The following is an 11,061-nucleotide window of genomic DNA, read 5'->3' on the forward strand; positions in this document are numbered from 1 at the left end:
GCGCTGCCCTTTCTCCCGTCCCCCCTTCCGCAAGATTTGAGGTAACAAATGAACCAGGAAATCACCAACAACCCGTTCAACCCGCTGACGCCCCCGAAGGTTTTCGACGAGATCAAGGTCTCGCTGGCGAGCCCTGAGCGGATTCTGTCTTGGTCCTATGGCGAGATCAAGAAACCCGAAACCATCAACTACCGGACGTTCAAGCCTGAACGTGACGGCCTGTTCTGCGCGCGTATCTTTGGCCCGATCAAAGATTACGAATGTCTGTGCGGCAAATACAAGCGGATGAAGTATCGCGGCGTTGTCTGCGAGAAATGCGGTGTGGAAGTCACTCTGCAGAAAGTCCGCCGCGAGCGTATGGGCCATATCGAACTGGCGGCGCCCGTTGCGCACATCTGGTTCCTGAAATCGCTGCCGTCCCGCATCGGTCTGATGCTGGACATGACGCTGCGCGATCTGGAACGTGTTCTGTACTTTGAAAACTATGTCGTCATCGAGCCCGGTCTGACCGACCTGTCTTATGGCCAGATGCTGACCGAAGAAGAGTACATGGACGCGCAGGATGCCTATGGCATGGACGCGTTCACGGCGAACATCGGTGCGGAAGCTATCCGTGAAATGCTGGCTCAGATCGATCTGGAAGCCGAAGCCGAGCAGCTGCGCGCTGATCTGGCCGAAGCAACCGGCGAGCTGAAGCCCAAGAAGATCATCAAGCGTCTGAAGGTTGTTGAATCCTTCCTCGAGTCGGGCAACCGGCCCGAATGGATGGTGATGACCGTGATCCCGGTTATTCCGCCGGAACTGCGTCCGCTGGTTCCGCTGGATGGTGGCCGTTTCGCGACGTCTGATCTGAACGATCTGTATCGCCGCGTCATCAACCGGAACAACCGTCTGAAGCGTCTGATCGAGCTGCGCGCGCCTGACATCATCGTCCGCAACGAAAAGCGGATGCTGCAGGAATCCGTTGACGCTCTGTTTGACAACGGCCGTCGTGGCCGCGTGATTACCGGTGCCAACAAGCGTCCGCTGAAATCGCTGTCTGACATGCTGAAAGGCAAGCAGGGTCGCTTCCGTCAGAACCTTCTGGGGAAACGCGTCGACTTCTCGGGCCGTTCGGTCATCGTGACCGGTCCGGAACTCAAGCTGCACCAGTGTGGTCTGCCCAAGAAGATGGCGCTGGAGCTGTTCAAGCCATTCATCTACTCGCGCCTTGAAGCCAAGGGCCTGTCTTCGACCGTGAAACAGGCGAAGAAACTGGTCGAGAAAGAGCGTCCCGAAGTGTGGGATATCCTCGACGAGGTGATCCGCGAACACCCTGTCATGCTGAACCGTGCGCCGACGCTGCACCGTTTGGGCATTCAGGCGTTCGAGCCGGTCCTGATCGAAGGCAAAGCCATCCAGCTGCACCCGCTGGTCTGTTCGGCCTTTAACGCCGACTTCGACGGCGACCAGATGGCCGTTCACGTGCCCCTCAGCCTTGAGGCACAGCTGGAAGCGCGCGTTCTGATGATGTCGACGAACAACGTTCTGTCGCCTGCAAACGGCGCGCCGATCATCGTTCCGTCGCAGGATATGATCCTGGGTCTGTACTATGTGACCCTGGAACGCGAAGGCATGCCGGGCGAAGGCAAGGTCTTTGGGTCGATCGAAGAAGTTCAGCACGCGCTGGATGCGGGCGAGGTGCATCTGCACTCGAAAATCACTGCCCGGATCACGCAGATCGACGAGGAAGGCAACGAAGTTCAGAAGCGCTATGAAACCACTCCGGGCCGTCTGCGTTTGGGTGCGTTGCTGCCGATGAACAACAAGGCGCCGTTCGATCTGGTCAACCGTCTGCTGCGGAAGAAAGAAGTGCAGCAGGTGATCGACACAGTCTACCGTTACTGCGGTCAGAAAGAGTCGGTGATCTTCTGCGACCAGATCATGTCGATGGGCTTCAAGGAAGCGTTCAAGGCGGGCATCTCGTTCGGCAAGGATGACATGGTCATTCCGAAGGACAAGTGGAGCATCGTCGATGACACCCGCAGCCAGGTGAAAGACTTTGAACAGCAGTACATGGACGGCCTGATCACTCAGGGCGAAAAGTACAACAAGGTTGTTGATGCCTGGTCGAAATGTAACGACCGCGTGACCGAGGCGATGATGAGCACGATCTCGGACGTTGCCAAGGCCGAAGACGGGTCGGACATGGAGCCGAACTCGGTCTACATGATGGCCCACTCGGGTGCGCGTGGCTCGGTTACTCAGATGAAACAGCTGGGCGGTATGCGTGGCCTGATGGCCAAACCGAACGGTGACATCATCGAAACGCCGATCATCTCGAACTTTAAAGAAGGTCTGACCGTTCTCGAGTACTTCAACTCGACCCACGGTGCCCGTAAGGGTTTGTCGGATACCGCTCTGAAAACGGCGAACTCGGGTTACCTGACCCGTCGTCTGGTGGACGTGGCGCAGGACTGTATCGTTCGTGAGATCGACTGCGGCACCGAGCGTGCGATCACCGCCGAAGCAGCTGTGAACGACGGTGAGGTTGTCGCCTCGCTGGCCGAGCGCGTGCTGGGCCGTGTAGCCGCTGACGATGTTCTGCGTCCGGGCACCGATGAGGTGATCGTCGCAGCCGGTCAGCTGATCGACGAACGTATGGCCGACACCATCGACGAAGCCGGCGTTCAGTCGATGCGCATCCGCTCGCCTCTGACCTGTGAGTCCGAGGAAGGCGTCTGTGCGACCTGCTATGGTCGTGACCTTGCACGCGGTACGATGGTGAACACGGGTGAAGCTGTCGGCATTATAGCGGCTCAGTCGATCGGTGAACCCGGTACACAGCTGACCATGCGGACCTTCCACATCGGTGGTGTTGCGCAAGGTGGTCAGCAGTCGTTCCAGGAAGCCAGCCAGGAAGGTATCGTTTCCTTCGAGAACCCGCAGATCCTGGTCAACGCAGCCGGCGAAAGCCTGGTCATGGGCCGGAACATGAAGCTGGTGATCAAGGACGAACACGGCGAAGAGCGTGCCAGCCACAAGCTGGGCTACGGCTCGAAGCTTTTCGTCAAGGACGGCACCAAGGTGGCCCGTGGCGACAAGCTGTTCGAGTGGGACCCGTACACCCTGCCGATCATCGCCGAGAAAGCCGGTACTGCGAAATATGTCGATCTGGTTTCGGGCCTCGCTGTCCGCGACGAGACCGACGAAGCAACCGGCATGACCCAGAAGATCGTGATCGACTGGCGCGCCGCCCCCAAAGGCAGCGACCTCAAGCCCGAGATCATTCTGGTTGGCGAAGATGGCGAGCCGGTCCGCAACGATGCGGGCAACCCGGTTCACTATCCGATGTCGGTGGATGCGATCCTGTCGGTCGAAGACGGCCAGAAGGTCGAAGCCGGTGACGTCGTCGCGCGTATCCCGCGCGAAGGTGCCAAGACCAAGGACATCACCGGTGGTCTGCCGCGTGTGGCCGAACTGTTCGAAGCGCGCCGTCCCAAGGATCACGCGATCATCGCCGAGGCCGATGGGTACGTGCGCTTTGGCCGCGACTACAAGAACAAGCGCCGCATCAGCATCGAACCGGCGGACGAGTCCATGGAGACCATCGAGTACATGGTACCCAAGGGCAAGCACATCCCGGTCGCCGAAGGGGACTTCATCCAGAAGGGTGAATACCTGATGGACGGTAACCCTGCGCCGCATGACATCCTGTCCATCATGGGTGTCGAAGCGCTGGCCGATTACATGATCGACGAGGTGCAGGACGTGTATCGTCTGCAGGGCGTGAAGATCAACGACAAGCACATCGAGGTCATCGTGCGCCAGATGCTGCAGAAGTGGGAGATCCTGGATTCAGGCGACACCACCCTGCTGAAGGGCGAACATGTCGACAAGCAAGAGTTCGACGCGGCCAACGAAAAGACCATCGCCCGCGGTGGTCGCCCTGCTCAGGGTGAGCCGATCCTGTTGGGGATCACCAAGGCCTCGTTGCAGACGCGCTCGTTCATCTCGGCGGCGTCGTTCCAGGAGACCACCCGCGTGCTGACCGAAGCTTCGGTTCAGGGCAAGAAAGACAAGCTGGTTGGCCTGAAAGAGAACGTCATCGTCGGTCGTCTGATCCCCGCCGGTACCGGTGGGGCAACGCAGGCCGTCCGCCACATCGCGCAGTCGCGTGACAACGTGGTGATCGAAGCCCGCCGGGAAGAGGCCGAGGCCGCCGCCGCCCTGGCCGCACCGATCATGGATGATGATATGGTCGGGGATGAGTTGGACGTTCTGGTCGAAACACCGGAAAGCCGCGAATAAACCGCGTCATTCAGAATCAAACAGAAAAAGGCCCTGCGATTTCGTGGGGCCTTTTTTCCTCGCCTCTCCTGGTACGCAATTGTGAACCGGTGTGACAGAGCAAAGCCTTTGACCCGATTGCATCAGGCTTGTGGTTCTGCAATCGGTGGTTTAGCGCTGTACTGTGTTTTCGGATTATTTTGAGCTGAACAATGGACACCAAAAGCAACTCTTTCGAGGACCGTGTGGCGCGAATCAAGAAGCGTTCGGAAGAAAACACACGCAAGTCGCCTATGCCTCGAACCGAGAGTATCTGGCAACGTCTGGGGTATCCCGCTGCGTTTCTGGGGGCCTTTTTACTGGGTGTTTTTGCGGTCTTCCTGTCCCGACTGATTCAATACCAATCGGTTGGCATTCCGGTGCCCGGCAAGGTAGGAACGCAGGATTTCGTAAGCCTCGGCCTCGCAGGCGGGGCCTGCATCATGGTTATGCTGTTTCTGAAAGGTAAACTGCGAGAGTTCGCCGGGGCGCTCACGGTTGGCGCGTTGGTGACGACCTTTTCCTATCATAATTTCGTGTGGAAATATCCTGTGTTTTTCGAACTTGTATACGGGGAAGACTGGGTGGAGTTTGTGAAAGACACGACAGAGCCTTCCAGCCTGAACCTGTTCGGGACCATCCTTCCATTCGGTTGATGATCTTTGTACCCCTTGGAGCGTTGTTGACATCCAGCCCGACTCGGCGGCCAATGCGGGGCGATCAATAGCCCCGGAGCCCGAAGCAGCATGACTCCAAACACCAAAGGCGCTTTGCTGATGATGGGCAGCATGGCTGCCTTTACCCTGAACGATACGCTGGTGAAGGTTGCCTTGCAGGATCTGCCGTTGTTTCAGCTGGCGGCCATGCGCGGGTTTCTGGCGGTAATTCTGATCTACGTGCTAGCCCGGTCACTGGGCACGTTGCATCTGAATTTTTCGCGCCATGACAAGTGGTTGGTTGCACTGCGCTGTCTTGCAGAGCTGGCGGCGACATTCTTTTTCCTGACGGCGCTGAAGAACATGCCGCTTGCCAATGTTACGGCCATTCTTCAAGCATTGCCTCTTACGGTAACATTGGGTGCTGCTTTGGTTTTTTCCGAACAGGTTGGTTGGCGACGCGCTTTGGCAATCGCCGTGGGTTTCGTCGGAATGCTGCTGATCGTAAGACCCGGGCCAGAGGGGTTCAGCGTGTATTCCATCTATGCGCTGGTTGCAGTGGTTTCGATTACAGTTCGGGACCTCATCACACGACGCATGTCAGCCGACGTGCCGTCAATGCTGGTTACCCTTGCCACCTCGGTTTCCATAGCGGGGGCTGCGGCAATAGCCTCGGTTTTCGAAGGATGGGTTGCGGTTTCGGCAACGGCGGGTTCCCTGGTCGCGGCGGCGGCCGTGTTTGTGCTGCTTGGCTATTTGTTCAGCGTCATGGTCATGCGTCAGGGAGATGTCGGTTTCGTTGCACCGTTCAGATATTCCAGCCTGATCTGGGCGCTCGGGTTGGGTTGGGGCGTGTTTGGCGAATGGCCTGACAGCCTGACGATGCTGGGTGCGGTCCTGATCGTGGGGGCCGGTCTGTTCACCTTGTTCCGGGCACGTAAGCGTCAGGGCTTGGCGTGACGCCGTCTGACCATGTCCGGATCAATGGCGAAACGGGTTTGAAACTCGAGCTCCTGCTGCCGGGTAAGAGGGTTGAGCGCGACATCCATGTTTCTGGTTCGCGGTGAGTCATTGAACCGGTTCAAACCCCGTACCCACATCGAACTATCGGGTCGGGTCACAACGGGCATCGCGCGGTTGATCCTGTTATGGGCAAAATTCATGATCGATTTCCGCTGCCCGCCCCGCACGTACATTCCCAGACCGGCAGTGATCAATGGGCGATGCACGCGCGTGGCTCGTATCCCCTCGGAACTGGCGCGGGCCAGATAACCGCAGTTGAAGTCAACGGCGACCATCGCGTGCCTTTCGAACAAGCCAACGCATTCCCTGACACAGCCCCGGAACCGCTCGACAAAATCCACGGCCACTGCATCATCGTCGTCATGACGAAACTGAAGACAGGGTTGATCGGGATCGGTCCGCGCCGAATTCAGGACATCCTGCATGACTTTTCTGTGCCGCCCCGGAGGTTTCGCGACTATGCGCACCTGTTTCAGCCCACCGGTCAGATCGTTGAGGCGGTCAAATGCCGGCTTGGGCAGGCAGTCGCCGACCACGATCACCAGTTGGAAATCTTCGTCGGACTGTTTTTTGAAACCGGGCAGGGCGACCGTCTCGAACAGGCGAAACCGTTCTTCCAACCTGTCGTGCTGGTACAGGAATTGCCGTCTTTCTTCGACACTTTCGTGCGTTGTCTGAAAGCCACCAATTGCGGGATAGGAAAACCGGCAAAGGCCGATGACCTGCATTTTCTCAGCGCGCCGCATATCTGGCCTCGAATGCGTCAGGGTCGATCGAGAACCGTACCCGCAAGTCTTCTGCCTGTTCTGGCGTGAAAGGCGACAACTCGCTGGTATCTTTGCGCGCGTGGTCCGAGTCGTTGAAATCGTGCAGCATCCTTACCCACATGGGCGTGTCCGGATAGCTGACCACAGGCATGAACCGGGCGAGCCTGTTGTGCAGCCGGTCAAAGATCGTCCGCCTGCTGCCGGCTTGAACATACATGCCCAGGCCAACGCCCAGCAGCGATCGATAGACCCGAGCGGCCCGAATTCCGCGGGCCTCGCGCCGGGCGATGTACCCTTGATTGAAATCTACACCGACGGACTCGCTCTGCTGCATCAGCCCGGTGTTTTCGACAACAGCAGCGCGGAGGCGTTCTATGAAATCAACGGAAACGGCGTCATCGTCATCATGCCGAAACTGTAGGCAGGGCTGATGCGGGTCCGCGCGGGCGGTGTTGAGCACCTCTCGTACAATCTGCTTATGATCCCCTGGTTCTTTTGCAATGATACGGATCTGTTTGATCCCGGCGGTCAGGTCGCGCAGCCGGTCCGCATGGATCCGAGGCAGGCATGTCCCGGTCAAAACATACAACTCGAACGTCTCATCGGTCTGGGTGCGAAAACCGGGCAGGGTGATCACCTCGAAAAGACGAAAGCGTTCTTCCAGCCGGTCGGGGGCATACAGAAATTGCCGTTGTTCTTCGATCGTATCCCGGTTCAGCCGAAAACCGCCGGTTGCGGGATAGGAAAATCGGCAAAGGCCAATCACTTGCATCTGTAATCCATCAGCAGATATTCGACCCGACTATGCCCTTGCCGCGGTACAGCCGCAACCGGGACAGCGGCGCGCAGGAATGGCAATCCTACAGGCTGCATTCAACGCGCGCGCCGGGGCGCCGGTATCGTGCTGTTGACACTTGGGACGACTCCCCCTATACGCGCGTCATCTCGGTACAGGGGGCCGCCCCGTAGCCGATTCCAGTAATGAACTGGTCAAGGCCCGGACAATTTTGCAGTTCGCGCCCTCTGAGAACCAACCGCGACGTTCACCTCGGAATGGGAACGCTCGTGGGTTTTGCGCTTGTGGACGCATAAGTGCAGCGAATTTAGCCGCACGCAACGCGCGTGCATGTCATGTGTGTTGCAAAACGGGGAAAGAACCGGAATGCCAACTATTCAACAGCTGATCCGCAAGCCGCGGCAGCCCAAAGTCAAACGCTCGAAGTCCATGCACCTGGAGCAGTGCCCGCAAAAGCGCGGTGTCTGCACACGTGTCTATACCACAACGCCTAAAAAGCCGAACTCGGCGATGCGTAAGGTTGCCAAAGTGCGCCTGACCAACGGGTTCGAGGTCATCTCGTACATCCCCGGTGAAAGCCACAACCTGCAGGAACACTCGGTTGTTCTGATCCGTGGCGGCCGTGTGAAAGACCTTCCCGGTGTGCGTTACCACATCCTGCGCGGTGTTCTGGATACTCAGGGCGTCAAAGACCGTAAGCAACGTCGTTCGAAATACGGCGCGAAGCGTCCCAAGTAAGAAGGAGAGGCTGATATGTCACGTCGTCACGCCGCCGAAAAACGCGAAGTCCTGCCTGACGCCAAATTTGGCGACAAGGTACTGACCAAATTCATGAACAACCTGATGATCGACGGCAAGAAGTCGGTCGCAGAGCGCATCGTCTACAACGCATTTGACCGCGTTGAGAACAAGGTAAAGCGCGCTCCTGTCGAAGTGTTCCACGAAGCGCTCGACAACATCAAACCTTCGGTCGAGGTTCGCTCGCGCCGGGTTGGTGGTGCAACCTACCAGGTTCCGGTCGAAGTGCGCCCCGAGCGCCGCGAAGCACTGGCCATCCGCTGGCTGATCACCGCTGCGCGCGGCCGCAACGAAAACACCATGGAAGAACGCCTCGCCGGCGAACTGCTGGACGCCGTACAGTCCCGCGGTACTGCCGTTAAGAAGCGCGAAGACACCCACAAGATGGCCGAGGCGAACAAAGCCTTCAGCCATTACCGCTGGTAATTCTAGAGGCTTATCCAAATGGCACGCGAATATCCGCTCGAACTATACCGTAACTTCGGTATCATGGCGCACATCGATGCAGGCAAGACGACCTGCTCGGAACGCATCCTGTATTATACTGGTAAATCCCACAACATCGGTGAGGTGCACGATGGTGCCGCCACCATGGACTGGATGGAGCAGGAGCAGGAACGCGGCATCACCATCACTTCGGCTGCGACCACCACGTTCTGGGAACGCACCGAGGACGGTAAAACCGCTGATACCCCCAAGCACCGCCTGAACATCATCGACACCCCCGGCCACGTTGACTTCACCATCGAAGTCGAACGCTCGCTGGCGGTTCTCGACGGTGCCGTCTGCGTTCTCGACGCAAACGCCGGTGTTGAGCCCCAGACCGAAACCGTGTGGCGTCAGGCTGACCGCTACAAGGTTCCGCGTATGGTTTTCGTCAACAAGATGGACAAGATCGGCGCAGACTTCTTCAACTGCGTTCGCATGATCGAAGACCGCACCGGCGCACGTGCTGTTCCGGTTGGTATCCCGATCGGCGCCGAATCCGAGCTGGAAGGTCTGATCGACCTGGTCACCATGGAAGAATGGCTGTGGCAGGGTGAAGACCTGGGTGCAAGCTGGATCAAAGCTCCGATCCGCGACAGCCTGAAAGACATGGCTGAAGAATGGCGCGGCAAGATGATCGAAGCGGCCGTCGAAATGGACGACGACGCGATGATGGAATACCTGGAAGGCAATGAGCCCGACGTTCCGACCCTGCGTAAACTGCTGCGCAAGGGCACACTGGAAATCGCGTTCGTTCCGGTTCTGGGTGGTTCAGCGTTCAAGAACAAAGGCGTTCAGCCGCTGCTCAACGCTGTGATCGACTATCTGCCCAGCCCGCTGGACGTTGTCGATTACATGGGCTTCAAACCCGGTGACGAGGACGAAGTTCGGGACATCGCCCGTCGTGCCGACGACAACATGGCGTTCTCGGGCCTGGCGTTCAAAATCATGAACGACCCCTTTGTCGGTTCGCTGACCTTCACCCGGATTTATTCGGGCGTGCTGAACAAGGGTGACTCGATCCTGAACTCGACCAAAGGCAAGAAAGAACGCATCGGTCGTATGATGATGATGCACTCGAACAACCGGGAAGAGATCGAAGAAGCGTTTGCAGGCGACATCATCGCGCTGGCGGGTCTGAAAGACACCACCACCGGTGACACCCTGTGTGACGCGAAGGATCCGGTGGTTCTGGAAACCATGACCTTCCCCGATCCAGTGATCGAGATCGCGGTCGAGCCCAAAACCAAGGGCGACCAGGAGAAGATGTCTCAGGGTCTGGCGCGTCTGGCGGCCGAAGACCCGTCCTTCCGTGTGGAAACCGATCTGGAATCGGGTCAGACCATCATGAAGGGCATGGGCGAACTTCACCTGGACATCCTGGTTGACCGCCTCAAGCGCGAGTTCAAGGTCGAAGCCAATATCGGTGCGCCGCAGGTGGCCTATCGTGAAACCATCTCGATGCCGGTCGAGCACACCTACACCCACAAGAAACAGTCGGGTGGTTCGGGTCAGTTCGCCGAGGTCAAGCTTGAGATCACTCCGACCGAGCCGGGCGAAGGTTATTCGTTCGAAAGCCGCATCGTTGGTGGTGCTGTTCCGAAGGAATACATCCCGGGTGTCGAAAAAGGCATCCAGTCTGTCATGGACAGCGGCCCTCTGGCTGGCTTCCCCGTGATCGACTTCAAGGTTGCCCTGCTGGACGGTAAGTTCCACGACGTTGACTCGAGCGTTCTGGCGTTCGAAATCGCAGCCCGTATGTGTATGCGTGAAGGCATGCGCAAAGCTGGCGCGAAGCTGCTGGAACCGATCATGAAGGTCGAAGTGATCACCCCGGAAGAATACACCGGCGGTATCATCGGTGACCTGACCTCGCGTCGTGGCCAGGTGTCTGGTCAGGAACCGCGCGGCAACGCAATTGCGATCGACGCGTTCGTTCCGCTGGCGAACATGTTCGGCTACATCAACACCCTGCGTTCGATGTCGTCGGGCCGTGCCCAGTTCACCATGCAGTTCGACCACTACGATCCGGTTCCGCAGAACATCTCGGACGAGATCCAGGCGAAATACGCATAAGCGAAGATTTGAGGGAGCGTGGGTATCACGCTCCCTTCATTACCGAAAAAGGAGGCCATCATGGCAAAGGAAAAGTTTGAGCGTACAAAACCGCACGTCAACATCGGCACGATTGGCCACGTTGACCACGGCAAGACCACGCTGACCGCAG

General features: G+C 58.1%; 9 protein-coding genes. 7 read left to right on the top strand and 2 right to left on the bottom strand.

Going from position 1 to position 11,061, the window contains the following annotated elements:
• Positions 1–48 precede the first annotated feature (48 nt).
• From rpoC to ACR0A2_RS21300, 3 genes are all read left to right on the top strand, one after another.
• Entirely contained in the window at positions 49–4,290 is a 4,242-nt protein-coding gene (rpoC, locus tag ACR0A2_RS21290; RefSeq protein ID WP_171119840.1) for a DNA-directed RNA polymerase subunit beta', read from the top strand.
• A 272-nt stretch (positions 4,291–4,562) separates the two neighbouring features.
• Positions 4,563–4,964: a hypothetical protein gene (locus ACR0A2_RS21295; RefSeq protein ID WP_480837165.1), complete on the top strand. Its 402-nt coding sequence runs from the start codon at positions 4,563–4,565 to the stop codon at positions 4,962–4,964.
• A gap of 90 nt (positions 4,965–5,054) precedes the next feature.
• Positions 5,055–5,924, top strand: coding sequence for a DMT family transporter (locus ACR0A2_RS21300; RefSeq protein ID WP_480837167.1), 870 nt, complete (start codon positions 5,055–5,057; stop codon positions 5,922–5,924).
• Here ACR0A2_RS21300 and ACR0A2_RS21305 read toward each other — a convergent pair.
• Together ACR0A2_RS21305 and ACR0A2_RS21310 are read right to left on the bottom strand one after the other, a co-directional pair.
• Positions 5,909–6,715: a putative rhamnosyl transferase gene (locus ACR0A2_RS21305; protein WP_480837169.1), complete on the bottom strand. Its 807-nt coding sequence runs from the start codon at positions 6,713–6,715 to the stop codon at positions 5,909–5,911. The genes ACR0A2_RS21300 and ACR0A2_RS21305 overlap by 16 nt on opposite strands.
• 4 nt (positions 6,716–6,719) lie before the next feature.
• Positions 6,720–7,526, bottom strand: coding sequence for a putative rhamnosyl transferase (locus ACR0A2_RS21310; protein WP_480447624.1), 807 nt, complete (start codon positions 7,524–7,526; stop codon positions 6,720–6,722).
• Positions 7,527–7,916: 390 nt separating this feature from the next.
• Here ACR0A2_RS21310 and rpsL point away from each other — a divergent pair, with 390 nt between their 5' ends.
• The 4 genes from rpsL to ACR0A2_RS21330 form a co-directional block, all read left to right on the top strand.
• Positions 7,917–8,288: a 30S ribosomal protein S12 gene (gene rpsL / locus ACR0A2_RS21315; protein WP_005621086.1), complete on the top strand. Its 372-nt coding sequence runs from the start codon at positions 7,917–7,919 to the stop codon at positions 8,286–8,288.
• 15 nt (positions 8,289–8,303) lie between these two features.
• Positions 8,304–8,774: a 30S ribosomal protein S7 gene (gene rpsG, locus ACR0A2_RS21320; RefSeq protein WP_010441203.1), complete on the top strand. Its 471-nt coding sequence runs from the start codon at positions 8,304–8,306 to the stop codon at positions 8,772–8,774.
• Between the two features lie 18 nt (positions 8,775–8,792).
• The gene (gene fusA, locus ACR0A2_RS21325) at positions 8,793–10,910 is read left to right on the top strand and encodes an elongation factor G (protein ID WP_152459172.1); all 2,118 of its coding nucleotides are present in this window, start codon (positions 8,793–8,795) and stop codon (positions 10,908–10,910) included.
• 60 nt (positions 10,911–10,970) lie between these two features.
• A partial coding sequence (locus ACR0A2_RS21330) for a GTP-binding protein (RefSeq protein ID WP_215675807.1) occupies positions 10,971–11,061 on the top strand: 91 nt, incomplete at its 3' end.

Source organism: Ruegeria sp. H8 (assembly GCF_056532905.1).

Bases quoted from the DNA above. Each gene is read 5' to 3' on its own strand.
- rpoC (WP_171119840.1), top strand. From the start codon at position 49: ATGAACCAGGAAATCACCAACAACCCGTTCAACCCGCTGACGCCCCCG.
- ACR0A2_RS21295 (WP_480837165.1), top strand. From the start codon at position 4,563: ATGCCTCGAACCGAGAGTATCTGGCAACGTCTGGGGTATCCCGCTGCG.
- ACR0A2_RS21300 (WP_480837167.1), top strand. From the start codon at position 5,055: ATGACTCCAAACACCAAAGGCGCTTTGCTGATGATGGGCAGCATGGCT.
- ACR0A2_RS21305 (WP_480837169.1), bottom strand. From the start codon at position 6,715: ATGCAGGTCATCGGCCTTTGCCGGTTTTCCTATCCCGCAATTGGTGGC.
- ACR0A2_RS21310 (WP_480447624.1), bottom strand. From the start codon at position 7,526: ATGCAAGTGATTGGCCTTTGCCGATTTTCCTATCCCGCAACCGGCGGT.
- rpsL (WP_005621086.1), top strand. From the start codon at position 7,917: ATGCCAACTATTCAACAGCTGATCCGCAAGCCGCGGCAGCCCAAAGTC.
- rpsG (WP_010441203.1), top strand. From the start codon at position 8,304: ATGTCACGTCGTCACGCCGCCGAAAAACGCGAAGTCCTGCCTGACGCC.
- fusA (WP_152459172.1), top strand. From the start codon at position 8,793: ATGGCACGCGAATATCCGCTCGAACTATACCGTAACTTCGGTATCATG.